The organism is Sphingomonas sp. Leaf37 (assembly GCF_920939475.1).
In the GTDB taxonomy this organism is placed as follows: Bacteria; Pseudomonadota; Alphaproteobacteria; order Sphingomonadales; family Sphingomonadaceae; genus Sphingomonas.
In genome coordinates, this window is the sequence record NZ_CAKLAX010000001.1 from 76048 (window position 1) to 100903 (window position 24856).

Here is a 24856-nt window from a genome sequence, read left to right on the forward strand (position 1 = left end):
CAAAGCTCGTCTGCATCGGCAGGGTAATGGCATCAATCGTCCCGAGGTTAGACGATCGCAATTGATCTTTGGCGAATTGGACCTACCAATCTCCGCGTAACCGATGCTTACGGATGGGCATCATGTCCGGGATGGCGGTGATCATGGCGAGTGGCAACAAATTGTATAAGACGATAGCCCAGCAACTCCTCGCGCAGTTGCAATCGGGGCGTTACGCGGTCGGGCAACGACTGCCAACGGAGCGCGATCTCGCCACCGAATATCAGGTCAGTCGCAACACGGTGCGCGAGGCCCTGATCGTGCTGGAGGCGCGGGGCTGGATCGATATCGCGCATGGCCGGGGCGTCGAAGTGCTGCGGATCACCAGCGAAAATCCGATCGGCTTCCAGGATTCGGAGATCGGATCGTTCAAGCTGATCGAGGCGCGGCGCGTGATCGAGGGCGAGGTCTGTGCGCTGGCCGCGTCGGGAACCACCCCGGGCGATCTCGAACGGCTCGAGGACCTGCTGCAATCGATGACGGATGCCAATCGCGAAACCGCCGAGCGGGCGGATCGCGAGTTCCATCTGACGATCGCCAGGGCGACCGACAACGAGGCCATCGTCGCCATCGTCCAGAGCCTGTGGGACTGGCGTTACTGGTCCGCTTCGGCGAAGCAGCTGCTCGTCGATGTGGCGGACAACGGGATGCAGGACCGCATCGTCGAACATCGTGCCATCGTCGATGCCCTGAAGTCCGCATCTGCCGGGGCGGCGCGAACGGCGATGCGCAACCATCTCGATCGTGTTCGCGACCATCTGCTCGCCTCCATCGAAATGGCCGAGATCAGGAAAATCCAGAGCGCCAGTTCGCAGCGCAGGCTCAGCCTGAAGGAGCGGGCACGCAATATCGACGGCTGACGATTTGTGTCGATATCGAACCGATAGTTCTTGACTGGACGAACTGCATCCTCTTAGTTTGGTCGGACCACGATGATAATGTGGACCAACCAATAAACGTTCAGAAGACAGGGGCGATCGTCAGGTCCGGTTGATGTACCGGAGCAAAGGACCCGACGCGCCATCGTCCCCGTCACCGGCAACGCACACCTGCGGCCGGCCACACCCTGAACGATCAGAACGGGAGAGGGGCGGATGGCGAAGGATAACAGGGGTCGGTGCCGGATGGCGGCGACATCGTCATGGGCGGTGCTGGGTCTGATGCTGGCAAGCAGTGCCGGCGAGGCGGCAGCGGCGCCGCTGCAACAATCGGGCACGATCGACGCGCGAACGTCACCGGGCTTCTCCCGATCCACGCCGAAACCCACGACCGGTTCGGCCGAGCAGGGTGTCGAGATCGACGACATCGTGGTCGTCGGCGCCCGCGCCAGCCAGCAGTCGGCGATCGCACGCAAGCGCAACGCCCGCACCGCGACGGATTCCATCGTCGCCGACGACATCGGCTCCTTTCCGGATCGCAACGTCAACGAAGCGATCTCGCGCATTCCCGGCGTCGCGCTCAGCCGCAACGGGTTCGGTGAGGGTACCGAAGTCGCCGTCCGCGGCAACGGACCTGACCTGACCCGCGTCGAACTGGACGGTCTGGGCGTGCTGGGCACCAATATCCCCGGCGGCAACGGCGGCGCGCGCAGTGCCGATCTTCGTGAACTGCCCGCCGAACTCATCAAGAGCGTGGACGTCGTCAAGGGATCCACCGCCGACATGACCGAAGGATCGCTCGGCGGCACGATCCAGATCAAGACGCGCTCGGGCCTCGACTTCAAGAAGCCGTATTTTTCGGTTCGGGCGGGTGGACAACGGACCACGCTGGGGGACCGCTGGTCCCCCGACGTCAACGTCGTGGCCACGCGCAAGTTCTTCAACGATCGGCTGGGCGTCATCGGCAGCGTCAACCGCACCGATATCCAGCTTCAACAGCATTTTCAGGAAAACGTCAGCTCGGGTGCCCGTGGCTATCTGCGCCGGTTCGATTTCGACAATTCGCCCGCCAAGACGTTCGCGTTCAACCTCGATACGCTTTCGGCTGACCGGGAGTCGGACACCGTGTTCGGCAACAGCCTCGAAACGCCGCGCACCCTGCTCACCAAATCCGCCGGTGCCACTTCCAAGGCGCAGTGCCTGCAATTGTTTCCGGATCTCGCGCAGGTCGGCAGCAACAACAACCAGCGGATCCAGCGCATCTTGGAGCAGAGAACGTGCCTCAACCAGTGGAACGACTATCTCCCTGAGAATTTTCGTCAGCTGGTGACGAGCAACGACGAGATCCGCACGTCGGTCGATCTGCGTGCCGATTATCAGGTGACGGACGATTTCGTCGTCTACGGCAAGGTGAACCAGAGCAGCCGATCGGGTAACGACCGGCAGCGCGCCTTTTCGTCGGGCGGCATACCCGCCGCACAGGCTGCCGGCACCTTCTCTCCGACCGGCACCTATCCGCAGCTGAATGCGATCAACCCCACCGCACCGGGCGGGCCGGGCGCCTATCTGCTGGTCGATCCGGTGTTCGGCACCACGCAATACAATATCAGCACCACGTCGGTCGCCAATATCGTGCCGCTTCGTGGCGATGTCCTCAACGTCCTGCCCGGCAGCGTCGCGGTCGATTCCATGCACAATGTGACTCGGTTCACGACGACCAACAACAGGGCGGGCGTCGACCAGATCGACAATAATACCGAAATCAGGACCCGCTACGCGCAGCTCGGCGGCGACTATGTCGGCGAGCTGCTTGAGATCAACGCGATGGCCGGCATCTCGCTGGCCGATTCGACGCGGGAGGATTTTCGCACCAGCCGTTCGACGTTCGTGGGCGACGTGACCGCATCGATCACGCCCAGCGGCCTGTGGTCGTTGACTCTGCCGGAGGGGGTGGATCTCAACGATCCGCAGCGATACGTCCAAATGTCGCCGGCCACCTGTCTGGCGACGCAGCCTGCCGGGTTCCCGCGCACGGCACCGGGCTGCGCCGCGGTGAACCCGGTCGATCCGGCGTTCGGCGTCAATGCCAATCCCAATCGCTACACGGTCGGGCAATTGCCGCTGACGTCGGCCAACACCCAGCTCACCTACACGCCGCAGATCCTGGAAACGTCGGAAAGGAACGGCAGGTTCGACGCCGCCTACCGCACCGACGACATCCTGCCGTTCATCAAGCGGGTGAAGGCCGGCGTGCAATATCGCGATAGCAGGATCGAACGGTGGGGCGGCGGTGGATATGAGGCGACGGGACCGCGTGGAACCTTCGGCACCGCCGGCTATGTCGCGCCGGTGCGGGTGCCGACCGCCAACGTCCGTGGCCAGCTGTTCGCCTGCGAAGATACCGCGGGATCGCGTGCTCCGGGCGGGCGGCCCTGCGTGTTCGGCTTCACGCCCTCCGCCGATCCGACAGCCTCCCGTTCGGGCAACGAGGTGGTGACGCCGCAACAGCTGCGCGATCTGTTCGCAGGCTCGGTTGAACCCGCGACCGTCGGCTTCTTCAACGGCTATCCGGGCGCGTCGGTCGGCAGCACCCGCGACGGCGTCCTGCCGCAGAAGATCTTTCAGCAACTCGATGCCTACAAGTTCATGAATCTCGACTGCGTCAAAGTGTGCGCGGGCAGCGACGGCCAGCAGTACGACCAGCCGAAGACCGAGACGATGGAGGTTACCAGGAACGTCTATGTCATGGCGGACGCGGAACAGGACCTGCCGATCGGGCTGCGCTTCACCGGCAACGCCGGCGTGCGCGGCGTTTTCACCGACGTTCGCGGCACCGGCTTTCTCACCTTGCGGGTCCGGACGTATGCGGATCCTGCCACCAATGCGTTTCAGGACGCCGTTTTCCGACAGAACGTGACGTTCAGGAACAGGACAACCGACTGGCTGCCGACCTACAACGCCAATCTGTGGGCGTTCGACGACAAGCTCGTGGTCCGCACCTATGGCGGCAAGACCGTGGCGCGCCCGAACGTCGGCACACTGCTGCCGGCGGGCGAATGCATCCTCGACGAACGCATCCTTCAGGACGATTCGCTCCCGAGCGGATGCACCGGCCGGATCGGCAATCCGGGGCTCAGCCCGTTCACGTCGTGGAACTACAATTACAGCCTGGAATATTATCCCAACCGCGACACGTCGATTTCCTTCGCCTATTTTGTTCAGGACGTGAAGATCGGCAACCCGGTCGCCTCGACGGCGGACCGGGCGGTGTTCGCCGAAAGCGACCAGATCAACCCGATCACCGGTCAGCCGGTCGCCGCCACGGTCTTCAGCATTCCGACCTTCGAGAATGGCCCCGGCTACAAGCGCAAGGGCTGGGAAGTGGCGATTCGCACCGCCTTCACCTTCCTGCCGTGGATCCTGCGCCATACCGGCGCCGACTTCAACATCTCGTCCGCCAAGTCCGATACCGAGATCGGTGGTATCCGCGCACCGCTGACCGGCGCCGTACAATTGCCGACCAACGAATCGAAATACTTCATCAATGCGTCAATCTGGTATGACGACAGCAAGTTTAACGCGCGCCTCGCCTACCAGCGGCGGACGAGCCAGTTCACCTGCATCACACCGTGTGGCGGCAACACGGTCGACTTCAACTATCCCGGCGACGGCTATACCAACGTCCGCAATCCTCTTGCCGGCGACGGCTATAATCCGGGGTCGCCATCCTACACCGATGCCACGACCTATATCGACGCCAAGGTCGCCTATAACATCACCCGTAATTTCCAGATCTATGCGGAAGGCCGCAACCTGAAGAGGCAGGGGGTGATCAAGGTTCTCGACGCCAGTCAGAACTTTGCGGACGGAACGCCCAAGGTCCAGCGCCTGTCCTATGGCGGTGTCCGAGTGCTGGTCGGCGGCCGTATGCAGTTCGGAAACTAGCGGCCGGCACCGGACGGGCCGCCTGTCATGACAGGCGGCCCGTTGTCTGCCTCTTCCGGCGAAGGCCGACGGCGGAGATGCAGACGAGCGCCACCGCGTTGCTCGCGACGAAACGTCGGAAATTTATGGCGCGGAGCATTTGCTGTACGCGCGCTCCGATGCGACGACCGCGCCAGGTTGCGGGCCAGACTGGAATGGTGGGAGGACTACACCCGCCGCCACGATGCGGAGATGGACAACAACCCCTCACCGGGCAACAAGGCGGGCGGGCTGACCACCATTCTGGAGAAATCGCTTGGTGCCGTGTCGAAGGGCGGCAGCGCACCGTTGGCCGACGTGATCGGCTATGCGGAGCCGGTGGTGACGCCGGGGCTGGTGTTTATGGACAGTCCGGGGTTCGACCCGTGTTCCGCCACCGGGCAGGTGGCGTCCGGCGCGACGCTGATCGTCTTCACCACGGGGCGCGGATCGGCGTTGGGCTACAAACCCTCGCCGTCGATCAAGCTGGGGTCGAACACCGCATTGTTCGAGCGGACGGCGGAGGACATCGACCTCGATCGCGGCACGATCGTATCCGGCGGTGCGAGTGTCGAGGATATGGGAACGGAGATCCTGGACCTGATGCTGCCGTCGCATCCGGGCAACAGACGTGCAGCGAGGCGCTGGGATATGGCGGCGCCGAATTCGTGCCGTGGCAGATCGGAGCGGTGATGTGACGGCGGGCCTGGCCATGACCCGGCCGAGCGCGGCGGCGACGTCCATGCCGTTCGTCACCCGCCATGCCGCGCGCATCGACCTGACCCGGATCGGCTTCGGCGCGGCGCCGATCGGCAACATGGGCCGGCCGATGGCGGATGCGGATGCGATCGCGACCGTTACCACGGCGCTCGACCTCGGGTTTACGGCATGTCGACGTCGCGGCGCTCTATGGCCGTGGGCTGGCGGAATGCCGGGCCGGCAAGGCGTTGAGCGGACGGACCGACGTGATGCTGTCGACCAAGGTCGGTCGGCTGCTGATATCGTGCGCATCCCGCGCACAGGACAGCGGCATCTACGTCGACGTGCCGGATGTAAGGGTTGCGTTCGACTATAGCTACGATGGCGTGATGCGGTCGTACGAGGCGAGCCTGAAGCGGCTGGGCCGGGCTGTCGACATCCTTTACGTCCATGACGTCGACGCATCCGCGCACGGTGATAGCACGGGGGCGGATGCCCGCATCGCCGAACTGGTCGATGGCGGCGGCTGGCGGGCGCTGATCGAATTGCGCGCCGCCGGCGACGTGCGGGCGATCGGTGCGGGCGTCAACGAGGTGCGGGCCTGCCTGCGCCTGCTCGAGGTTGCGGACCCGGATCTGTTCCTGCTCGCGGGGCGCTTACTTTGCTCAACCAGCAGGCGCAGGACGACCTGTTGCCGCGCTGTCTGACGGACGGGGTGGGGATCGTGATCGGCGGACCATTCAACAGCGGTATTCTGGCGACCGGTGCGGTTGCCGGCGCATGGTACGATTGCGTCGGCAGGCGAGGCGGTGATGGAGCGCACGCGAAGGCTCGACGCGGTACGCGTCGCCTGTGGCGTGCCGCTCGCCGCGGCGGGGCTCGCCTTTCCGTTGCGGCATCCCGCTGTCGTGTCCGTCATCCCGGCGGATGGACTCCGGATGAGGTCCGCCGCAACGTCGCACTGCTCGATCATCCGATCCCGCCCGCCCTGTGGCGCGATCTGGCCGGAGAAAGACTGATGCACCCGGACGTAACATGCTGATCGGTCTCGATCCCCTGCTGGGTCCCGATCTGCTCGCTGCGCTGCGGGCGATGGGCCATGGCGATGAGATCGCACTGGTCGATGCGAACTTTCCTGCCGCGGCGCGGGCACGGCGGCTGGTGCGCTGCGACGGGCATACGCTGATCCGCATGCTGTCCGCGATCGTCGGCGTGTTGCCGCTGGACGACTTCGACGATGCCGTCTTTTCGATGGCGGTGGTGGGCGATTCCGATCGCATGCCCGAAACGGTGGCCGACATGGCGGATGTGCTGCACGGGTCCGGTTACGACCGGCCGATCGTTCCGCTCGAACGCCATGCCTTTTACGATCGTGCGGCGGAATGCTTCGCGATCGTCGCGACGGGCGAAACGCGGCTGTATGGCAATGTTATCCTGCGCAAGGGCGTCATCCGCACGCCAGGCGCTGCGAAGGGAGTCGATGCATGACCTATCGATGGCTGGTGATCGCGCTGTTGGCGTTCGCGCCCTCCACGGTTCCGACGGGGGTGGCGGCGATGCAGGCCGGTCCGGTGGCCGACCCCGCCCGGTCCGCGATCCGGACGATGGAGTTCGTCTACGACACCGCACCCTATCCGCAGAGCCATGCATCGACGATCGTGCAGACGCGCGGCGGGACGATCGCCGCGGCGTGGTTCGGCGGCACGTACGAACGTCATCCGGACGTCGAAATCTGGTTCGCGAGGCGTGGCCCGGCCAAATGGGATACGCCCAGGTCCGTCGCAACCGGCATCCAGCCGGACGGTACGCGACTGCCGACGTGGAATCCCGTGCTGTTCCAGGATCCGAAGGGGCCGCTCCACCTGTTCTACAAGGTCGGGCCCAGCCCCCAGCAATGGTGGGGCATGGTCATCAGCTCGATCGACGAGGGTCGCAGCTGGAGCCGCCCGCGCCGCTTGCCCGACGGAGTGTTGGGTCCGATCAAGAACAAGCCGGTGGTTCTCGCCGACGGCGACTGGCTGTCCCCGTCCAGTACGGAGCAGGCGGACGGCGGCGGCTGGTCGCTGCATTTCGAGCGTAGCCGCGATGCCGGCAAGACGTGGACTGCCACGCCGCCGGTCGATCCGGGGTCCAGATTCGACGCGATCCAGCCGAGCGTGCTGATGTTGCGCGATGGCCAGCTTGAGGCGGTTGCGCGTACGCGGCAGGGCGTCGTCGCCGCGACCTTCTCCCGCGACGGCGGGCGGAGCTGGGGGCCGCTGATGCCGGTCGATCTGCCCAACCCCAATTCCGGCACCGATGCGATCACGTTGCGCGATGGACGGCAGCTGATCGTCTACAATCATGCCGCGCATTCGCCCGCGATGCCGGGCAAGGGGGTGCGCTATCCGATCAACATCGGCCTGTCCGATGACGGCGTGCGCTGGCGCAACGTCCTGACGCTGGAGGACAAACCGCTGAAGGACGGCTACGCCTATCCTGCGGTGATCCAGTCGGCGGACAATCTGGTCCACATCACCTACACCTACGATCGGCGACGCATCCGCCATATCGTGATCGACCCCGCCCGGCTGTGACCGTGGTGGCAAACGACCGGCCGGTCATATGCGACAGCCATGTGCATCTATGGTCGCTGGCGTCGCGGTTTCATCAGTGGCCAGGCGCCGATCTGGCGGATATCCATCGTGACTTCGGCCTCGCCGATCTCGCCGCCCTGCCGCTGGACCGCGCCGTGTTGGTGCAGGCACAGCCCGATCCGCGCGAGACGGACTGGCTGCTCGACATCGGCGCGCGGGCGCCGAACGTCGCCGGCGTGGTCGGCTGGACCGCACTGGATGCGGCGGACGCTCCCGATGCCATCGCACGCCTTGCCGCACGACCGAGATTACTGGGCTTGCGTCCGATGCTGCAGGACATGCCCGACGCGCGCTGGATCCTGCGCCGCGAACAGGATGCCGCGATCGAGGCCATGGTGACGCACGACCTGTGTTTCGATGCGCTGGTCCGGCCCCGGCATCTGCCCGCGATCCACCTGTTGGCCCGGCGCTGGCCGGACTTGCGTATCGTGATCGATCATGCCGCCAAACCCGATCCGGTGAACGGAGACCTCGATCGATGGCGGCTCGACATGGCGGAACTCGCGGCACTGCCCAACGTGTGGTGCAAGCTGTCCGGCCTGCTGACGGAACTGCCGGCGCCAGCATCGGAAGTCCTGCTATCCGGCTGCATGGACCACGTCATCGGGGTGTTCCCGGACCGGCTGATGTGGGGCAGCGACTGGCCGGTGCTGCTGCTAAGCGGATGGAATTACAGCGACTGGCTGGATCATTCCCTGCGTTTCATACAGGACCGTGTGCCAGAGCGGGTGCAGGGCATATTCCGCTCGTCTGCGGAATCCTTCTACGGATTATGATGATGTCCGGAGTCGGCTTATCCGATGCCGGTGCGGCGCTGGCCGATGGGGCGGATGAAGGTCGCGGCGGCGTCATGCCGCCGCTCGCGACTATTCTCCGTTTGCCGGGATCGCGGTCAGGCCGAAAGCTCTCGCCGCACGATCGCCGCACCCGCACCCAATGCCCTCAGTTTTCCTCTCGCGACATCGCGAGACAAGGGCGCCATGCCGCAGTTCGTGGCGGGATAGAGCTTGTCCGCATCGACGAACCTGAGTGCTTTGCGCAGGGTATCCGCCACCTGTTCCGGCGTTTCGATCGTATCGGTCGCCACGTCGATGGCACCGACCATCACCTTCTTGCCCCGGACGAGCTCGATAAGGTCCATCGGCACCCGTGAATTCTGACATTCCAGCGAGATGATATCGATTCGGGACTTTTGCAGGTTGGGAAAGGTTTGCTCATACTGGCGCCACTCCGATCCCAAGGTTTTCTTCCAGTCGGTGTTGGCCTTGATGCCGTAGCCATAGCAGATATGCACGGCGGTCTCGGCCTTGAGTCCCTCGGCCGCCTTTTCCAGCGTGGCGATCCCCCAGTCGTTCGCTTCGTCGAAGAAGACGTTGAACGCGGGCTCGTCGAACTGGATGATGTCGACGCCGGCCGCTTGCAGCTCCCTGGCTTCCGCGTTCAAAATCCTGGCGAACTCCCAGGCCAGCTTCTCGCGGCTCCTGTAATGGTCATCGTAAAGAGTATCGATCATCGTCATCGGACCCGGCAGCGTCCATTTGATCGGCCGGTCGGTCTGCGCGCGCAGAAACTTCGCATCGTCGACGAAGACCGACTTCGGCCGCGACACGGCACCGACTACCGTCGGCACGCTCGCATCGTAGCGATTGCGAATCCTGACGACCTCGCGCTTGGCAAAGTCGACTCCGCTGAGATGTTCGACGAAGGTCGTGACGAAATGCTGGCGCGTCTGTTCGCCGTCTCCGACGATATCGATCCCGGCCTGCCGTTGATCATCGACGGCCAGTCGCAAGGCATCCTGCTTGCCGGCCGCCAGCTCATCACCCTCCAGCTTCCACGGCGACCAGAGCGTCCCGGGCTCTGCAAGCCAGGAAGGTTTGGGCATGCTGCCCGCGGTGGTGGTCGGCAACAACGTCGTCATGATGATTTCGCCTGTATTGTTCGTGGTGTTCAAAGACCGCAGGTCGCCGCCCATCGCGTCAGCATCGCGCCATGCGGCTTGATGAAATGGTCTTCGGCGAACTTGCCCTGCTCGACGGCCAGCCTGCTGCGCTCGTCGCGATCGTAGACGATCCGGGTCAGGGAATAATCCTGGGACCCGAGGCTCGGCTGATAAAGCTCGGCCGCAACCGAATTTGCGTTGTAGATTTCGGGACGATAGATCTTCTGGAACGTTTCCATCGTGGCAATTGTACTGGCGAGCTCGATATCGCCATAGTCACCGGCCAGATCGCCGATGTGGTAGAACGCCAACGGTGCAACGCCATGACGCGGCATGAAATAGCGCACCTTCATCCCCATTTTCGCGAAATACTCGTCGGTCGGGGAAAACTTGCCGTTCGTATATTCGAACCCGAGAACGGAATGTTCGCCGGCGACCCGGCAGTAGGATTCCTTGCTCGAAACGCTCAGACAGATGACCGGCGCTTTGCTGAAGGTGTTTCGATAGGCGCTGGAATGCAGAAAGTGCCTGAACAGGCTGCCGTGCAGATCGCCGAAGTCCTTAGGTGCACCACCGTCAGGATTCCGCCCGAGATGCTCCGGCAGGCGGACGCTGAAGTCGTAATCTCGAATGTAGGATGAAAAGTTGTTGCCGACCATGCCGTCGATGCGTTCGCCGGTGGCTGTGTCAATAACGGTCGTCTGCAGGATTTCGATCAGCGGGAACGTGTCGACGCTGCCCTGCGCACGCATCTGCAAGGCGGCGGAAATGATCGTGAGCGCGACCGAATAACGATCGCCTGCGGGGTTATCCCGATGCATCAAGGAGTTGAAGCGATTGTCGATCATCCTCAACGTGTTGCGTAAATTCGCCCGACGGCTTTCGCCGCGGGCCAGATTCGCGAAGTTGGTGGTGATGCGGGTATTGTCGGCCGGACGATAATCCTCATCGAACGGGATGCTGCTTATCGTGAACGTGAACTCGCTATCCGTCATACTTCACCTGCATTTGCCGGGCAGGGTCTGAGGAAGAGCGCGCAGGGCCGCACAGGCCCGGATGGCGCAAGCCACGGAACGTGCATCGAACGCGATCCACCGGAGGAACCCCCGTCCGAGGAACGTTTTGGCGTCGGAGGCAGGTCTCCTGGCTCACGGGTCAATGCGGTGGTTCCGGCCTTCCCGGGCTTTGTGCAAAGCCCAGTGACACGAATTGGAACCGCCGCTCGCCGCTTACAGTTGCGGGGGCAGCGCCGGATTATGTCCGCAGGACATCACCGGCTTCCCGTCTTAGCCTCATCGCCATGCCTGGGATGAGGAACCTCGACGAGCCGGTTCAACACCATCCGCGAGACTCTGTCAATAACGATATAAAGATATCTTTATATCGTTATATCCTGTGACGATCGAAATGCGGGGTGACAAGGGGCCGGGAGCCGGCACGCCAGGCCGTTCGTGGCCGGCAGATGGTCGATTGGTGCCGACCCCGAGCGGCCGATCGAGGATGTGTTGCGTCTGCGGAGGGTGGCCCGATTTGCGCGAGAGCGCGCACCGCATCCGTTCCGGATCCGCGGACCCGACCCGCTGACGCCGCCGATCACGTCATCCTGCCGCCGCGTGCATCAGAGCACCCACCCGCTCGAGCCGCGCTTCCGGATCATCAATGGCTTCGGCAAGCAAGACCCGCCCCTTCTTTTCCGGCAATCCCAGTTTCGCGGCGAGCGCGGCGACGTCGCCACGCGGGGTAAAGGCGATCGCCGCAGGCCCCGCGTCGATCCGCGCGACGTCCGCCACCCGCATGTGCAGGCGCAGCCGCGCGATTGTCAGCAGGCGGCGTGCCTCGACCGGAGCCTCGCCGAAGCGGTCGGTCAGCTCCTCCTCGAACCCGTCGAGTTCGTCGGCCGACACGATCCGCGCCAGTCGCGCATACAGCGCGACCCGCATGTTCACGTCGGGGATCCATTCCGCAGGCAGACGGCCATCAATGCCGAGGTGCAGCACCGGGGTCCATCGTTCGACGCTCTCCCCCCGCGCCTCGCGCAACGCGCCTTCCAGCAGTTGCTGGTACAACTCGACGCCGATCAGGCGCATATGCCCGGCCTGCGTGTCGCCGATCAGGTCGCCGGCACCGCGCAGGTCGAGATCGCGGGCGCTGATCGCGAACCCCGCGCCGAGCCGGTCGAACGCTTCCAGCGTGCGTAGCCGCTTGATCGTGCGGGGCGCGATCGCGTCGTCTGCGTCGGTGAACAGCAATACCTGTCCGCGTCGGCTGCCGCGCCCGACGCGCCCGCGCAACTGATGCAATTGCGCCAGACCGAAGCGGTCGGCATGCATGATGGCCATGGTGTTGGCGCGCGGGACGTCCAGCCCGGCCTCAATGATGTTGGTCGCCAGCAGGACGTCGCCGTCGCCGCGTCCGAACCGCACCATCGATGCATCGATATCCGCCGCCGGCATCTTGCCGTGCGCGGATAGCACGTCCAGCTCGGGCACCAGACGGTCGAGCAAGGCCGCGAGCGGCGCCATGTCGGCAATGCGCGGCACCACCACGAAGCTCTGCCCGCCCCGGCTGTGCTCGCGCAGCAGCGCCGCCCGCAACGTCGCGTCGGCGAACGCACTGACGGCGGTGCGGATCGGCTGACGCCGCGCCGGCGGGGTCGCGATGATCGACAGCTGGCGCAGGCCGACCATCGCGGCCTGTAGCGTCCGCGGGATCGGCGTCGCCGACAGGGTGAGGACATGGCCGCTGGACAGCTGTTGCAGCCGGTTCTTGTCCGCGGCGCCGAAGCGCTGCTCCTCGTCGACGATGACGAGCGCGAGGTCCTTGTAGACGACACCCTTGCCGGCAATCGCGCCGGTGCCGACTACGATGCGGATGGTTCCGTCGGCGAGACCGGCCTTTACCGCCTTGCGTTCGGCCGCGCCGGAGGTGCGGGACAGGCTGGCGACGGTGATGTCCGTATCGGCGAACCGGTTGGTAAAGGTTTCGAAATGCTGCCTCGCCAGCACGGTCGTAGGCGCAGCGATCGCCACCTGACGACCCGACAATGCCGCGACCGCGGCGGCCCGTACCGCCACTTCGGTCTTGCCGAACCCGACATCGCCGACCACCAGCCGGTCCATCGGCCGTCCGCTGGCAAGGTCGGAGCGCACCGCCTCGATCGCCGCCAGCTGGTCCGGCGTTTCCGAAAAGGGGAAGCCGGCCGCGAAACGCTCGTAATCGGCCGGTGCCGCATCCAGCACCGGCGCAGTGTGGTTCGCGCGCTCTTCCGCGAGCGCGGTCAGTGCCTTGGCGGTTTCGGCGATGGCCGCGTCGATCTCGCCGCGGCGCTTGTGCCACGTCGATCCGTCGAGCTTGTCCAGCCGAACCGCATCATCTTCCGCCCCGTAGCGCCAGATGCGATCCGCTTCCGACACCGGCACCAGACGCACCGCCTCGTCGGCATAGGTAAGCGCGATCGCGTCGCCGCCATCGCCTTCATCGACGGGCAGCGCCTGCAAGCCGGTGATCACGGCAAGTCCATGATCCTCGTGGATCACCACATCGTCGACGCGCAGTTCGGTGCCGGCGTCTAACGCGGGCGTGGCGACCGCCACCGCCTGTCCGCTCCGCTCGGCCCGACTGCCGATCAGATCGGCTGCGGTGACCGCGAGCACATCCTCGTGGCGAAACCCGCGATCGGCGCAGACCGGTAGCGACAACAGGGTGCCGGGTTTCGCCGCAGCCACTTGCGCCCAGGATCCGACATCCTGCATGTCACGTTTGACGGCATTGGCGAGGCGCGGCGCAAGAAACCGGAGATCGCGTCGGCTGGCAAGCAGGACCACACGCCCGCCCGTGTCGAGCACCTCCCTCGCCAGTTGCGCGCAGGCACGCAGCGGCGACGGATTTTCGACGAACCGCGGTGGTGGATCGGCGGCGGGCGCCAACGTCACGACGTCACGCGCCTTCAGCGTCTTGCGCCATGTGGCGTCGTCGATCACATCGCTGGACGTGCGTTTCGACCCGCGCCGCGTCGCATCCTTCACCAGCTTCAGGAAACGCTCGCGACGGTCGTCCGCGGCCGGATCGATCGTCACGCGTGCGCCCGAAAACTGATCGAGCAGCGTCGTCGGCGTGTCGCTGACCGCCGGTTCTGTGACGCGCCCCAGATCGCGGCGATCGATATCCTCGATACTGCGCTGGTCGGCGGCATCGTAACTGCGGATGGCGGCGATCCGGCCGTCGGCGGCCTCGATCCGCAGCGGCAGCGTGGCATCGGCGGGGAATACGTCCAGCACCTGCCCGCGCAACCCGATTTCACCGGGTTCGTCCACGCGCTCGTCCGCGACATAGCCGATCGCCAGCAGGCTTTCCTGAAGCGCGGCGAGATCGACCTCGTCTCCGACCGCGACGGCCGGGGGTTCGGCCGCATAGGTTTCGGGTTTGGGATACGCCCGCGCCGCCGCCTCGCCCGTGCTGATCAGCGCGATTCTCGGACGCTGCGGTGTCGCCAGCAGCCGTTGCAGCCTGTGCAGGCTCGCAACCCGCTGTCCCACGTTGCCGGGCGAGGGCGGCGCGGCGTCGCCGGGCAGGGCATCGCTGCCGGGGCAGAACAGGATTGTGTTGTCCGGACACAAGGCGGCCAGCGTGTCTGCCAGCCCGGCCGCCGCGACTTCATCCCGCGCGATCGCGATGAGATCGCCGTCGTCGAGCAGGGGGGCAAGGGATGCGGCGTGTTCGGCCGTGCTGCGGTGGACGCTCCTGGACGGCGGGTTTGCTGGCATGGGGAACCTGAAAAGTGAGCTGCGCAAACGTGTTAGCCGATGGGTGCGTTCCAGTGCGTGATGACGATCCCCGCGATTCAGCCGACCGCCCGACCGCCCGACCGCACGCCTGCTCACATCGATCCCGACCTGACGAGCATCCACACCGCCATGGCGATCATACCGAGGTTCTCGGTCAGCGACACGAAGCCGAGCGGAACGTCGGCAGACCCCCCGACGCAGGCGCACTTGAGTTCGCGCCGGTCGACATAGACGGCCTTGAAGACCGAGGCGGCGCCGATGATGCCGATGAACAGGGCGATCGGGATCGACAGCCAGTCCAGCACGCCCGCGGTCATCAGGACCCCGGCGAGTGCCTCCGCGAACGGGTAGACGTAGCCGTAGCGCACCCAACGACGGGCGAGCAGGTCGTAGTTGAGGAACATCGTCGAAAACGTCTCGATGTTCTGCAACTTGAGCAGCGCGAGCGTCGCCATGCTGAAGCCGCCCAACCACTGGAGGGCCTGAGGCGTGAACGGCGCGCCGAGGGTGCCAAGGCTCACCGCCATCGCCAGCAGCGCGGTGATCGCGAACAGCGCCGCGACCGGGCGATAGCTGGTGGTGCCGGGTTCGGCGACGCGGCTGCCGAAATGGCGGCGCAGATCGTCATAGCCACCGATGCGTTCGCCGGCGATGAACACCTGCGGCGTCGTCTTCACGCCGTGCCCGGCCTTGAAGGCGTCGGTCCGCGCGCGATCGGTGAGGTGGTGGTCCTCCACCTCGAAGCCCTTGCGCCGCAACAGGTCGAGCGCCTTCAACCCATAGGGACAAACGTGTTCGGGCATGACCATGCGATAGAGTATGGCGACGGGACGGCGGGACATGGGTGCACTCCTGATTGCCTGCGGTGGCACCCTGTCGATATAGGGTCCGGACCATGGTCCGGAGTCAAGCGCCGATGTCGAGAATGACCATAGCAGGGCTGGCGCAAGCCGGCGGCGTGGGCGTGGAGACCGTCCGCTATTACCAGCGGCGGCAGCTGCTGGCCGAACCGGAACGGCCCGATGGCGGGTTCCGAAGCTATGGCGACGACGACGTGCGACGCTTGCGCTTCATCCGGCAGGCGCAGGCGGCGGGGTTCACGCTGGAGGAAATCCGCGAGCTTCTGGCACTCGATGCAACCGAGGATCGCGCCCGCGTCCGGGATCTCGCGCGATCGCGGATCGCAGCGCTCGATGCGAGGATCACGGAGATGCAGCAGGCGAGGGCGGCATTGGCACGGCTTGCCGACGATTGCGGCGCCGGGACCGGCGGCCCGTGCCCCATTCTGCTCGCGTTCGAGCGGTGACATCGGTCCTTCCGTCGCGCCGCCACCGCGCCGACCGATCGATCATCCCGCGGGCGACGTAACGTTCGCAGACAGGTTGCCCGATGCCAATCCCGTTCGATCCTGCTAGCGGACATCCATGCTCAAAACACGAATGAAGCGCATGGCGACCGAAACGGAGCGCGCGCTCGACCGTCTCGCCGCGGTGGAAGCGTCGGTGGTGGCGCTGGCCGACGAGGACCTGCTCGATCTCGCCGACATTTTCGCCGCGGGCGATCCGACCCCGTTGCGCAATATGGCGGAGGCGGAGATGCGCCGAAGGAACCTCAGCCTGTGAAGCGGTTGCCGTCGCGCTTCCGCCGGCTGGATGGCGCGCTCGCCGATCTGCCCGTCGAGGAGCCGATGCTGCTGACCGAGCTCGACGGGTTTCTCACCGGGCTGGTGATCTGCCCGGATGCGATCCTGCCGGCCGAGTGGATGACCGTGGTCTGGGGAGCCGAAGCCGATGGCATCCCGCCCTTCGAGGATCCACTGGATGTGCAATGGTTCGCCAATGCAGTGGCGGCGCGGCGTGACGAGATCGCGCGCGATCTCGCCCGCGGCAAGCTTCAGCCGATCCTCGACATCGACGAGCGCGATGGCGAACCCCTGTGGGAATATTGGATCGACGGTTTCGCCGAAATGATCGCGCTGCGTCCGGACGCCTGGGCGACGCTGGCGAACGATCCGGACACGATGGCCTCGCGGTCGCGACTGGACATGCTGATCGCGGTCGCGCGCAACGAAAGCGACCTCGACAGCATGGCGGTCAACGCGCTTCAGGACCGCGCTGTGGCCGAGCTGACGGAGGCCGTCGAGCATCTGTACGCCGCGCGCGCGCAATCCGCCGGGCGGATGCCGGTCGCCGCACCCGCCACCATGGCGGCCAAGGTCGGTCGCAACGATCCGTGTCCCTGCGGATCCGGGAAAAAGCACAAGCGCTGCTGTAGCTGAGCGACCGGCGGCCCCTGTTGCCCGGCGCATCTGGCGCGTCGGCCGTTCGCATCGTCTCGACGACGGAGGAGAAGCAGCGGCATCCTCCCACGGGCTGATCAGCGGCGGGACCGTGGTCCTTTCGCGGACCACCGTTACGCCTGCCCCTGCAGCCTGTCCTGCGTACGCGTCGTGAAATCGTCCGCGGCATGGCGTTCGTGCAGCTGGCTCGCGGGGTCCCCGGTCACCCGGTTCACCATCCGGCCGCGCCGCACGGCGGGCCGATCCGCCAGCTGCTCCGTCCAGCGCCGAAGGTTGCGATAATCCTGCACCTTCAGGAATTCTGCCGCACCATACAATTCGCCCTGCACGAGCTGGCCGTACCATGGCCAGATCGCCATATCCGCGATCGTATAGTCCGGTCCGGCAACGAACGCACTGTCCGCCAGCCGGCGATCGAGCACGTCGAGCTGCCGCTTCGTCTCCATGGCGTAGCGATCGATCGGATATTCGAACTTCTCGGGCGCATAGGCATAGAAATGGCCGAAACCGCCGCCGAGGAACGGCGCGCTGCCCATCTGCCAGAACAGCCACGACAGGCATTCGGCGCGTGCCGGTCCGGACGGCGGCAGAAACGCACCGAAGGCCTCGGCAAGATAGACCAGGATGGCGCCGGATTCGAACACGCGCACCGGTGTGTCGCCACTATGGTCGACCAGCGCGGGAATCTTGGAATTCGGATTGGCGTCGACGAAGCCGCTGCCGAACTGGTCGCCCTCGCCGATGCGGATCAGCCACGCATCGTATTCGGCACCGGCATGGCCGGCCGCGAGCAGCTCCTCGAGCATGATCGTCACCTTCACGCCGTTCGGCGTTCCCAGCGAATAGAGTTGGAGCGGGTGCTCGCCGACGGGCAGCGGCGCATCGTGCGTCGCGCCGGCGACGGGGCGATTGATGCTCGCGAAGCGGCCGCCGCTCTCCTTGTTCCAGGTCCAGACGGCGGGAGGCGTGTAGGGATCGTTGCTCATCGTCGATCTCTCGTCGGGGAAGGGCGCAAGACGCGTGCGATCATAGCTGCCGATCGTCTCTCAGGATGCGGCAGGCTGGCGGAAACAGGCGACCATATGCGCGACATAATCGGCCTTCCCCAGCGCGACGCCTTGCGCCCGCAGGATCGAATAGGCCGTCACGACGTGGAAATAGAACTGCGGTAACGCCCAGTCGCGCGCGTACTGCCCGGCCGTCAGGTCGAGAACCATGCCATTCGGCAGTGCGTGCGCGATCGGCGCGGACGCGTCCATCGTGATCCCGGCCGCGGCAGCCTCGACTACGCCGAGCGTCTCGACGATCCGGGCCCGTGCGTCTGCAAGCGTACCGGGCGCGTCTCCGGCATTGCGCGCTTCGTCGAGCAGGACCTGTAGCGAAGGTGGAAATTCCCGGTCGGACAGTCGAAAGACGCCCTCCTGCGCCTGCCGGCAGGCGAAGCGGATCTGCGTCGCCAGCGGAAACATGTCGGGGGCGAGCCGGGCGACCAGCAATGCTTCCGCGCCGCCGTCGGGCTGCTGGGCCTCGGCCTTGTCCAGCCATTGAGACAGCGTCCCCAGCATCTGCACATAGGTCGGCACGACAAGATCTTGCAGCGTCATGGGATAAGGGCTTTCCGTGGCTGATCCGCGAGCCGATCCAAGCCGGGATGGCCGCAGGCGTCAAGCGTGCCGACACCGTGCGTTCGGCTCACCCTGCGCGAATTTGCCTAGCGCCGCGCCCGTGCCGACAGGTCGATCAGCATGATCGGAACCAGCACGGCCATTCCCAATATCGCCGTCACCAGCGCCTGCTGGGCGCGGTCGGGCGAGGAAAGCATGTTCACCGGCAGGAGCCATGGAATATAGACGCCCTGTCTGGCCGATGCGGTGACCACCCCGATCAGGGTGCCGCCGATGCCCAGCACCAGCGGCGGCACGAAGCTGCGTGCGCGCAGGGCGAGCCATAACTGCAGAAGGGCAAGCAATCCGCCGGCGACCCACATGCGCGCGATCAGCGCCGCAAGATGCCCGAGTGGCGCCTCGCCACTCAGCATCTTGCCGCCGGTGATCGCATCGGCGACGGACCCGGCCGCGGCCATCCCGGCGACCATCAGCACGCTCATCGCCGCCAGCAGCAGCAGCAGGATGAGCAGCTTGGCGAGGAAGAAGCGGCCGCGCCAGCCGGGCAGGGCGAGAAGATGGTCCCAGCCGCGGGCCGCCTGCTCCACCTGCGCCAGCAGCACCGACAGCGCCGTCGCTGCCATCGGCAGCATCAGATAGGCCCAGATCGCCGCCGTCCCGTCGGCGAACATGCGCCATGGCAGCGACTTGTCGCGATCCATCAGGATCACGAACGCCAGTACGCTGAGGCTCAGCGGCGCCGCGATCACCAGCCCGAGCGTCAGCGACCGTCGCAGGCGCAGCAGTTCGACCGCCAATACCGTGATCATGCCATCGCTCCCTGTACGGTCCGGTCGAACGCGATCCGGTCGAATGCGGTCCGGTCGAAAAGGTGTTCCAGTCGACGTTCGCGCCGTACCAGATGCGAGACGGGGTGACCGGCAGCGATCAGCAGCGCCGCCAGCCGGTCGGCGGCGTCGGTGCGGACGAGCAGCCGGCAACCATCCGCCGTGAAGCCGAAGCCGGCCGCGGCCAGCGTGTCGCCGGCACCGGCGTCGCTTTCCACTTCCACCACTGGATCGACCGATCCGCGGACCTGCGCGATCGGTCCTTCCGCCACCATCCGGCCATGCGCGACCAGGCCGACATGCGTGGCCACGCGTTCGACCTCGTCGAGCAGGTGGCTCGAGACGATCACCGTCACATCGTCTTCGGCGACCAGCCGGGCGAGCAGATGCCGGACGTCCGCGATCCCGTCCGGATCGAGGCCATTGGTCGGCTCGTCCAGCACCAGCAGGCGCGGTCCCCCGATCAGTGCGCGGGCGATGCCGAGCCGCTGGCGCATACCCAGCGAATAACCGCCCGCGCGCCGATCAGCGACGTCGGCGATCCCTGCCACGGCAAGGACGCGATCGACCTCGCCGCGGTCGGCCCCGAGCAGCCGACGGGTGACCTCCAGGTTTTCGCGTCCCGTCAGATTGCCCCAGACGGTAGGCGCTTCGATCAGCGCTCCGACGACCGCGCTGCGCTGCCGCCGGTCGTCGCCGAACAGCGTAAGTCGCCCCGCATCAGGACGCACGAGTCCCAGCACCATGCGCATCGTGGTCGTCTTGCCGGCCCCGTTCCGACCGAGAAAGCCGTATATCGCGCGTCGGGGTACGGTGAGGTTCAGGCCATCCACGACCGGACGGCCGTCATAGCGCTTGACCAGCCCGGTGGCTGAAAGAGCTGTTTCCATCACAGGCGCCTTTAGCTAAGATTTAAATTCAGCCCGTGTTATTTAAGTGAAAGATAAATGTCTACCATCTCATCACCCGCCCGTGCGGGCGTCATCCGGCAGGCACGCGCCCTGAGCCGCCTGACCGCGATCCTGATCGCGGGGACGTTTCTGTTGCTGGCCTGGCCGCTGGCATTGTCGTTGGCCTTGGGGCGGCCACCGGCGGGCTGGTCCAACCTGACCGAACTCGTGCCGCCGCTGGTGTATCTGCTGGGACTGGTGCAATTGCGCAGCGCGTTCGTGTCGATCGCCGCCGGCGAATTGTTCGGATCGGCGACGCGCCGCGCCTTGTCCCGGCTGGGCGCCGCCATGCTCCTCGGCGCGACGCTTCAGGTGGTCGTCATGCCCAATCTGATCTTCTGGCTGATGGAACGGGGCGAGGGTGGGGGATTGCTGCGGTTCGACGTCGCGGCCTTCAGCGTCGGTGCGATCGGGGCGGGGTTGTTGCTGATCGTCCGCCTGTTCGACGCTGCCGGCGAGATGGAAGCGGAACTGGACGGGATTCTCTGACGTGCCGGTCGAGATCACGTTGGACGCGGTGCTGTCGAAACGCAGGATGACCGGCAAGGAGCTTGCCCGCCGCGTGGGCCTGAGCGAGACGCAATTGTCACTGTTCCGGTCGGGCAAGGTGCGTGGGCTGCGCTTCTCCACTCTGTCGCGCATGTGTGCGGTGCTGGATTGCGCGCCGGGAGAGTTGCTCAGCTACGCGTTCGATCCCGCCGACCTCTCTCCGCTCGCAACCGACGACGAAGTGTAGCGGACGGGCATGAAGGCGCCCGCTACATCCATCTTTTCGGAACCGGTCTCGCTCGTCGGTGACGAGCGTCCGTCTGCGGATCGGATCAGACCAGCATGATCCGATCGCTCGACGTGGTCCGCCGTGCGGCCGGCTGTCCTGCGCCCCTCTCGATGGGCTGGGCCATCGCCTGACCGATCAGCAGCAATGCGGGATCGCGATCGCCGATCGTGCGGACCAGAAACGCCAGCGCATCCAGGCGACCGCGGATCAGTCGTTCGTCGGGAAGCGACACGTTGACCGCCACCATCACGGGCGTGTCCGGCGCTAGTCCGGCCTGTATCAGGTTGCGCGACACGTCACCCGCCGCCGCCCGGCCCATATAGACCGCCAGCGTCGCCTCCGGCCGGGCGAGGGCCGCCCAGTCGAGGTCCAGCGGTTCGTTCGCCCGCGCATGCGCTGTGACCAGCGTCAGCGACCGTGCCAGTCCGCGCAGCGTCAGCGATACCACCCCCGACGCGGCGGCGGCGCTGGCGGCGGTGATGCCCGGGCACACCTGCACCGTAATGCCGTGCGCGGCGCAGGCGTCGATCTCCTCGGTCGACCGGCCGAAGATCGACGGGTCGCCGCCTTTCAGCCGTACGACGCGCCGGCCCGCCAGCGCGGCGGCGACGATCATGTCGTCGATCGTGCCCTGATCCTTCGAATGGCGGCCGGAGCGCTTGCCGACGCCGACGCACTCGACGTTCGCCGGGATCAGGTTGAGTACGCCGGGGCCGACCAAGGCGTCGTAGAACACGACGTCGGCGGCGGCGATGAGGCGTTCGGCCTTGCGGGTGAGCAGGTCGGGATCGCCGGGGCCCGCGCCGACCAGCCAGACGGTACCGGGGGCGATGGTGTCATGCGGCATGGGTCGATCCTTCGGCGAGGAGTTTGGCGAGCGCCGGCCGGCACGAGCCGCAATTGGTGCCCGCTTTCAACGCGGTGCCGATCGCGGCGACATCGGTCAGGCGCTGGGCGGCGATCGTCGACAGGATGGTCTTCAGCCCGACATCGAAACAGGCGCAGACGATCGGCCCGCGGTCGACCTGAACGCCGGGCGCGCGACCCGCGAGCAGCGTCGGCGCGGCCTGCGGCTCGGCGAGTTGCTCCACCAGCCAGTCGCGCGGCGGCAGCGTGCCGTCGCGGGTGACGAACAGCGCCGCGGCCAGCCGCCCGTCGCGCAGGATCGCGATGCGGCGCGTTCCCCGTGCCGCGTCGATCGCCTCCAGCCGCTGGCCGGCCGGCAGCAGCGCGTCGAGCGCCGCGGCATCGCCATTTCCTGCAAGGTCCCACGCCGTGCCGCACGGAACCGCGACCCGCGTCGCCCACGGGCAATTCGGCCGGGCGGCCAGCTCACCCGCGACGATGACGAAGCCCCGCCACCCCGTCATGACCGCAGTGATCCGCGCCGGCGTCGCCTTGAAGCCCGGCTGCCCGGAAATCGGGTCGGCGAGCGGGCGCGGCAAAAGCCCGGTGCGGCCACCCGTCGCACTCCGGTCGGTCCAGTGGATCGGCGTGAACAGCTCGCCCGGCCGCTGCGTCGTCGCGATCCGCACGCGAAACAGGCTGTCCCCCTGCGGTGTCGCAACCCGGGCCAGTGCACCGTCCGTCAGCGCCAATGCGGCGGCATCGTCGGGATGCACCTCCACCAACGGCTCCTCGCGATGGCGCGCCAGCTTGGGCGACAGGCCGGTCCGCGACATCGTGTGCCACTGATCGCGATACCGCCCGGTGTTGAGCGTCATCGGCCAGTCGGCGAGCGGCTTCGCGAGCAGCTTCTGCACCACCGGCACCAGCCGTGCACGGCCGTCCGGCGTCGGATAGCGCCCGTCCGCGAACGGCGTGCCGCCCCAGCGGAACGGCTCCATCGCGTCGTAAGCCGCATTGCCCAGCGCCGCCTGCCCCGGCAGCGCGAAAAGCCGCGCTCCGTCGTTCTCGTATCCCGACAGCCGGCAATGCTCCCGCCAGATTTCGGCGGGGCGATCGTAGGCGAAGGCGGTCTTCCACCCCATCCGCCGCGCCACCTGCGTGACGATCCACCAGTCCGGTTTCGCCTCACCGGGCAGCGGCAGGAACGCGCGCTGGCGGCTGACGGTGCGGTCGGAATTGGTGACGGTGCCGTCCTTCTCGCCCCATGCCGCGGCGGGCAGGCGGACATGGGCGTGAACGCTGGTGTCGGTTTCCGCGATCACGTCGCTGACCACGACGAAGGGACACGTCGCCAGCGCCTCGCGTACCCGCCCCGCGTCGGGCATCGATACGGCAGGATTGGTCGCCATCACCCACAACGCCTTGATTCGCCCGTGGCCGAGTTCGCGGAACAGGTCGACCGCCTTCAGACCCGGCTTCGTCGCCATGTTCGGCGCGGCCCAGAACCGCCCGACGCGCGCGACGTTCTCGGGCGCGAAGTCCATGTGGGCCGCCAGCGTTGACGCCAGCCCGCCGACCTCGCGCCCGCCCATCGCATTGGGTTGTCCCGTGATCGAGAACGGTGCGGCACCGGGCTTGCCGATGCGACCCGTCGCGAGGTGCAGGTTGATGATCGCGTTGACCTGATCCGTCCCGCTGAGCGACTGGTTCACGCCCTGGCTGAACATCGTGACGGTGCGCGGCGTGGCGGCGAACAGGTCGAAGAAGCGCCTGAGGTCGTCCGGCGCAACATCGCATGTGCGCGCCGTCGACCACAGGTCGCTCCCCTCTCCGAACACCTTCCAGAAATCGTCGGGAGTCGCGACGTGGCGCTCCAGATAGGCATGGTCGACCGCGCCGTTCGCGCGGCACCAGGCCAGCAGGCCGTGCATCAGCGCGACATCGGTGCCGGGGCGGATGGCGAGGTGCAGGTCCGCCTCGTCCGCGGTTTCGGTGCGGCGCGGGTCGATCACCACCAGCTTCGTCCCGCGCGCGGCGCGGGCGGCCATGATACGCTGGTAGACGACCGGGTGGCACCAGGCGGTGTTGCTGCCGACGAGCACGATCAGGTCGGCCGCGTCGAGATCGTCGTAGCTCGCCGGCACGATATCCTCGCCGAACGCGCGGGTGTGGCCGGCGACCGCGCTCGACATGCAGAGGCGGGAATTGGTGTCGATGTTGGCGGAGCCGATGAAGCCCTTCATCAGCTTGTTGGCGACGTAATAATCCTCGGTCAGGAGCTGACCCGAGACGTAGAAGGCAACGCTGTTGGGGCCGTGTTTGGCGATGGTGTCGCGGAACCTGCGGGCGACGAGGTCGAGCGCCTTGTCCCATGTGGCGCGGCGTTGGCCGATCATGGGGTGGAGCAGGCGGCCTTCGAGGCCGATCGTTTCGCCGAGGTGGGTGCCCTTGGAGCAGAGCTTGCCGTGGTTGGCGGGGTGATCGGGGTCTCCGGCGATGGTGGCGGTGCGCTCGCCGGTGGGGGTGGCGACGATGCCGCAGCCGACGCCGCAATAGGCGCAGGTGGTGCGGGTCGCGCTCAAAGCCC

At 66.3% G+C, this 24856-nt stretch carries 22 protein-coding genes and 1 riboswitch; of the genes, 12 read left to right on the top strand and 10 right to left on the bottom strand.

Annotated features, from left to right (window positions below; genetic code table 11):
• The first annotated feature begins 122 nt into the window (after positions 1-122).
• The 7 genes from LRA87_RS00250 (at position 123) to LRA87_RS00280 (ending at position 8991) form a co-directional block, all read left to right on the top strand.
• Positions 123-899, top strand: a complete 777-nt coding sequence (locus LRA87_RS00250) for a FadR/GntR family transcriptional regulator (RefSeq protein WP_230628405.1) — start codon at positions 123-125, stop codon at positions 897-899.
• Positions 900-1163: 264 nt separating this feature from the next.
• Positions 1164-4862: a TonB-dependent receptor gene (locus LRA87_RS00255; RefSeq protein ID WP_230628406.1), complete on the top strand. Its 3699-nt coding sequence runs from the start codon at positions 1164-1166 to the stop codon at positions 4860-4862.
• A 177-nt stretch (positions 4863-5039) separates the two neighbouring features.
• Positions 5040-5573 (top strand): UxaA family hydrolase, encoded by a 534-nt coding sequence (locus LRA87_RS00260; RefSeq protein WP_230628407.1) that lies wholly within the window; start codon positions 5040-5042, stop codon positions 5571-5573.
• Between the two features lie 149 nt (positions 5574-5722).
• Positions 5723-6286 (top strand): aldo/keto reductase, encoded by a 564-nt coding sequence (locus tag LRA87_RS00265; protein WP_230628408.1) that lies wholly within the window; start codon positions 5723-5725, stop codon positions 6284-6286.
• A gap of 328 nt (positions 6287-6614) precedes the next feature.
• Complete coding sequence (locus tag LRA87_RS00270) at positions 6615-7067, top strand: RbsD/FucU family protein (protein ID WP_230628410.1); 453 nt, start codon at positions 6615-6617, stop codon at positions 7065-7067.
• Positions 7064-8155, top strand: a complete 1092-nt coding sequence (locus LRA87_RS00275; RefSeq protein WP_230628411.1) for a sialidase family protein — start codon at positions 7064-7066, stop codon at positions 8153-8155. The genes LRA87_RS00270 and LRA87_RS00275 overlap by 4 nt, the downstream gene beginning before the upstream one ends.
• Positions 8152-8991, top strand: a complete 840-nt coding sequence (locus LRA87_RS00280; RefSeq protein WP_230628412.1) for an amidohydrolase family protein — start codon at positions 8152-8154, stop codon at positions 8989-8991. The genes LRA87_RS00275 and LRA87_RS00280 overlap by 4 nt, the downstream gene beginning before the upstream one ends.
• A 116-nt stretch (positions 8992-9107) precedes the next feature.
• Here LRA87_RS00280 and LRA87_RS00285 read toward each other — a convergent pair whose 3' ends face one another.
• The 4 genes from LRA87_RS00285 to LRA87_RS00300 all read right to left on the bottom strand — a co-directional run bounded on the left by LRA87_RS00285 (position 9108) and on the right by LRA87_RS00300 (position 15783).
• Complete coding sequence (locus LRA87_RS00285; protein WP_329958579.1) at positions 9108-10136, bottom strand: methionine synthase; 1029 nt, start codon at positions 10134-10136, stop codon at positions 9108-9110.
• Positions 10137-10165: 29 nt separating this feature from the next.
• On the bottom strand, positions 10166-11152 hold the full coding sequence (locus LRA87_RS00290; RefSeq protein ID WP_230628414.1) for a putative oxygenase MesX: 987 nt from the start codon (positions 11150-11152) through the stop codon (positions 10166-10168).
• Positions 11153-11273: 121 nt separating this feature from the next.
• Positions 11274-11494: riboswitch (cobalamin riboswitch) on the bottom strand.
• 261 nt (positions 11495-11755) lie between these two features.
• Entirely contained in the window at positions 11756-14920 is a 3165-nt protein-coding gene (locus LRA87_RS00295; protein ID WP_230628415.1) for a helicase-related protein, read from the bottom strand.
• A 113-nt stretch (positions 14921-15033) separates the two neighbouring features.
• A complete protein-coding gene (locus LRA87_RS00300) occupies positions 15034-15783 on the bottom strand; it encodes a glutaredoxin (protein WP_230628416.1) in 750 nt (249 codons plus the stop codon).
• A 74-nt stretch (positions 15784-15857) separates the two neighbouring features.
• Between LRA87_RS00300 and LRA87_RS00305 the strand changes: the two genes are divergently transcribed.
• The 3 genes from LRA87_RS00305 to LRA87_RS00315 all read left to right on the top strand — a co-directional run bounded on the left by LRA87_RS00305 (position 15858) and on the right by LRA87_RS00315 (position 17219).
• Positions 15858-16247: a MerR family transcriptional regulator gene (locus tag LRA87_RS00305; protein ID WP_230628417.1), complete on the top strand. Its 390-nt coding sequence runs from the start codon at positions 15858-15860 to the stop codon at positions 16245-16247.
• 118 nt (positions 16248-16365) lie between these two features.
• The gene (locus LRA87_RS00310) at positions 16366-16563 is read left to right on the top strand and encodes a hypothetical protein (RefSeq protein ID WP_230628418.1); all 198 of its coding nucleotides are present in this window, start codon (positions 16366-16368) and stop codon (positions 16561-16563) included.
• A complete protein-coding gene (locus LRA87_RS00315) occupies positions 16560-17219 on the top strand; it encodes a UPF0149 family protein (protein WP_230628419.1) in 660 nt (219 codons plus the stop codon). Before LRA87_RS00310 ends, LRA87_RS00315 begins: the two co-directional genes overlap by 4 nt.
• 134 nt (positions 17220-17353) lie before the next feature.
• Here the strand turns inward: LRA87_RS00315 and yghU are convergent, their stop codons facing one another.
• The 4 genes from yghU to LRA87_RS00335 form a co-directional block, all read right to left on the bottom strand.
• Complete coding sequence (gene yghU / locus LRA87_RS00320) at positions 17354-18226, bottom strand: glutathione-dependent disulfide-bond oxidoreductase (protein WP_230628420.1); 873 nt, start codon at positions 18224-18226, stop codon at positions 17354-17356.
• A gap of 60 nt (positions 18227-18286) precedes the next feature.
• Positions 18287-18844, bottom strand: coding sequence for a DUF1993 domain-containing protein (locus tag LRA87_RS00325; RefSeq protein ID WP_230628421.1), 558 nt, complete (start codon positions 18842-18844; stop codon positions 18287-18289).
• A 107-nt stretch (positions 18845-18951) separates the two neighbouring features.
• Positions 18952-19674: an ABC transporter permease gene (locus LRA87_RS00330; protein ID WP_230628422.1), complete on the bottom strand. Its 723-nt coding sequence runs from the start codon at positions 19672-19674 to the stop codon at positions 18952-18954.
• Positions 19671-20582 (bottom strand): ATP-binding cassette domain-containing protein, encoded by a 912-nt coding sequence (locus tag LRA87_RS00335; RefSeq protein WP_230628423.1) that lies wholly within the window; start codon positions 20580-20582, stop codon positions 19671-19673. Before LRA87_RS00335 ends, LRA87_RS00330 begins: the two co-directional genes overlap by 4 nt.
• Before the next feature lie 57 nt (positions 20583-20639).
• Here LRA87_RS00335 and LRA87_RS00340 point away from each other — a divergent pair, with 57 nt between their 5' ends.
• Together LRA87_RS00340 and LRA87_RS00345 are read left to right on the top strand one after the other, a co-directional pair.
• Positions 20640-21131: a DUF2975 domain-containing protein gene (locus tag LRA87_RS00340; RefSeq protein ID WP_230628424.1), complete on the top strand. Its 492-nt coding sequence runs from the start codon at positions 20640-20642 to the stop codon at positions 21129-21131.
• A 1-nt stretch (position 21132) separates the two neighbouring features.
• On the top strand, positions 21133-21378 hold the full coding sequence (locus LRA87_RS00345; RefSeq protein WP_230628425.1) for a helix-turn-helix domain-containing protein: 246 nt from the start codon (positions 21133-21135) through the stop codon (positions 21376-21378).
• A gap of 85 nt (positions 21379-21463) precedes the next feature.
• Here LRA87_RS00345 and cobA read toward each other — a convergent pair whose 3' ends face one another.
• Positions 21464-22267 carry a uroporphyrinogen-III C-methyltransferase gene (gene cobA / locus LRA87_RS00350; protein ID WP_230628426.1) on the bottom strand — a complete coding sequence of 268 codons (804 nt, stop codon included), beginning with the start codon at positions 22265-22267 and terminating at the stop codon, positions 21464-21466.
• Entirely contained in the window at positions 22257-24851 is a 2595-nt protein-coding gene (locus LRA87_RS00355) for a nitrate reductase (protein ID WP_230628427.1), read from the bottom strand. Before LRA87_RS00355 ends, cobA begins: the two co-directional genes overlap by 11 nt.
• Positions 24852-24856 lie beyond the last annotated feature (5 nt).

What these genes read in the sequence shown, in the direction of transcription:
- LRA87_RS00250 (WP_230628405.1), top strand. Translation starts at nt 123, where the DNA reads ATGTCCGGGATGGCGGTGATCATGGCGAGTGGCAACAAATTGTATAAG.
- LRA87_RS00255 (WP_230628406.1), top strand. Translation starts at nt 1,164, where the DNA reads ATGGCGGCGACATCGTCATGGGCGGTGCTGGGTCTGATGCTGGCAAGC.
- LRA87_RS00265 (WP_230628408.1), top strand. Translation starts at nt 5,723, where the DNA reads ATGCGATCGCGACCGTTACCACGGCGCTCGACCTCGGGTTTACGGCAT.
- LRA87_RS00270 (WP_230628410.1), top strand. Translation starts at nt 6,615, where the DNA reads ATGCTGATCGGTCTCGATCCCCTGCTGGGTCCCGATCTGCTCGCTGCG.
- LRA87_RS00275 (WP_230628411.1), top strand. Translation starts at nt 7,064, where the DNA reads ATGACCTATCGATGGCTGGTGATCGCGCTGTTGGCGTTCGCGCCCTCC.
- LRA87_RS00285 (WP_329958579.1), bottom strand. Translation starts at nt 10,136, where the DNA reads ATGACGACGTTGTTGCCGACCACCACCGCGGGCAGCATGCCCAAACCT.
- LRA87_RS00290 (WP_230628414.1), bottom strand. Translation starts at nt 11,152, where the DNA reads ATGACGGATAGCGAGTTCACGTTCACGATAAGCAGCATCCCGTTCGAT.
- LRA87_RS00295 (WP_230628415.1), bottom strand. Translation starts at nt 14,920, where the DNA reads ATGCCAGCAAACCCGCCGTCCAGGAGCGTCCACCGCAGCACGGCCGAA.
- LRA87_RS00300 (WP_230628416.1), bottom strand. Translation starts at nt 15,783, where the DNA reads ATGTCCCGCCGTCCCGTCGCCATACTCTATCGCATGGTCATGCCCGAA.
- LRA87_RS00305 (WP_230628417.1), top strand. Translation starts at nt 15,858, where the DNA reads ATGTCGAGAATGACCATAGCAGGGCTGGCGCAAGCCGGCGGCGTGGGC.
- LRA87_RS00310 (WP_230628418.1), top strand. Translation starts at nt 16,366, where the DNA reads ATGCTCAAAACACGAATGAAGCGCATGGCGACCGAAACGGAGCGCGCG.
- yghU (WP_230628420.1), bottom strand. Translation starts at nt 18,226, where the DNA reads ATGAGCAACGATCCCTACACGCCTCCCGCCGTCTGGACCTGGAACAAG.
- LRA87_RS00325 (WP_230628421.1), bottom strand. Translation starts at nt 18,844, where the DNA reads ATGACGCTGCAAGATCTTGTCGTGCCGACCTATGTGCAGATGCTGGGG.
- LRA87_RS00330 (WP_230628422.1), bottom strand. Translation starts at nt 19,674, where the DNA reads ATGATCACGGTATTGGCGGTCGAACTGCTGCGCCTGCGACGGTCGCTG.
- LRA87_RS00335 (WP_230628423.1), bottom strand. Translation starts at nt 20,582, where the DNA reads ATGGAAACAGCTCTTTCAGCCACCGGGCTGGTCAAGCGCTATGACGGC.
- LRA87_RS00340 (WP_230628424.1), top strand. Translation starts at nt 20,640, where the DNA reads ATGTCTACCATCTCATCACCCGCCCGTGCGGGCGTCATCCGGCAGGCA.
- cobA (WP_230628426.1), bottom strand. Translation starts at nt 22,267, where the DNA reads ATGCCGCATGACACCATCGCCCCCGGTACCGTCTGGCTGGTCGGCGCG.